Annotated in this window: 1 protein-coding gene; it reads right to left on the reverse strand. The window is 37.5% G+C overall.

Features of this window, described 5'->3' with window-relative positions; translation table 11 throughout:
- Positions 1-177: 177 nt before the first annotated feature.
- Positions 178-1287: hypothetical protein (locus DVH29_RS16765; RefSeq protein WP_199562619.1), on the reverse strand; the 1110-nt coding region annotated here is incomplete at its 5' end.

Genomic DNA, 1287 nt, shown 5'->3' on the forward strand with positions numbered 1-1287 from the left:
TGTGAGGTAAGGGTCTTGTTTATTTCTGTTTTTCTATTGCCTAGCACATTGCATAGATCAGTAAGTATTATTTGGATAAACTGAACATTTTTTTAAAAAGCAGCGCTAAACAGAGCACAGTAATTTCTGAATTGTATGACAAATAATTTTAGTTTAATTTTTTAATAAAGATTTTATTTATTTATTTTTAGAGAGAGGGGAAGGGAAGGAGAAAGAGAGGGAGAGAAACATCAATGTGTGGTTGCCTCTTGTGCATCCCCTGCTGGGAACTGGCCTGCAACCCAGGCATGTGCCCTGACAGGGAATTGAACCGCGATTGTGTATTTTGGAAGGCCCACGGAAAATGTACCACAATTTTTTGATCCATTCATTTACTGATGGGCACTTAGGTTGCTTCCAGCACTTGGCTATTGTAAATTGTGCTGCTATGAACATTGGGGTGCATAGGTTCTTTGAAATTAATGTTTTAGGATTCTTAGGATATAATCCTAGCAGTGGAATTGCTGGGTCAAAAGGCAGATCAATTTTTATTTTTCTGAGAAAATTCCATACTGTTTTCCATAATGGTTGTACCAGTCTGCAATCCCACCAACAGTGCACTAGGGTTCCCTTTTCTCCACAACCTCTCCAGCACTTGTTGTTTGTTGATTTGTTTATGATGGCCATTCTGACTGGTGTAAAGTGGTATCTCATTGTGGTTTTAATTTGCATCTCTCTGATAGCTAGTGATATTGAGCATCTTTTCATGTGTCTCTGAATGTTCTGTATGTCCTCCTTGGAGAAGTGTCTGTTCAAGTCCTTTTCCCATTTTTTAATTGGGTTGGGTGTCTTCTTAGAGTGGAGTCGTGTAAGTTCTTTGTATATTTTGGAGATTAAACCTTTGTCTGAGGTATCATTGGCAAATATGTTTTCCCATACAGTTGGTTGTCTTTTTAATTTAATACTGTTTTCTTTAGCCATGCAGAAGCTTTTTATTTTGATGAGATCCCATTTGTTTATTCTTTCCTTTATATTCCTTGCTCTAGGGGACATATCAGTAAAAATGTTGCTGCGTGAAATATCTGAGATTTTCCTGCCAATGTTCTCCTCTAGGACTTTAATGGTGTCACGGCTTATATTTAAGTCTTTTATCCACCTTGAATTTATTTTGGTGTATGGTGTAAGTTGGTGCTCAAGTTTCATTTTTTTGCATGTAGCTGTCCAGTTCTCCCAACACCATTTGCTGAAGAGGCTATCTTTACTCCATTTTATGTTACTGCCCCCTTTGTCGAATATTAATTGACTGTA

The sequence above is a fragment of the Pelagibacterium lacus genome (assembly GCF_003345525.1).
In the GTDB taxonomy this organism is placed as follows: Bacteria; Pseudomonadota; Alphaproteobacteria; order Rhizobiales; family Devosiaceae; genus Pelagibacterium; species Pelagibacterium lacus.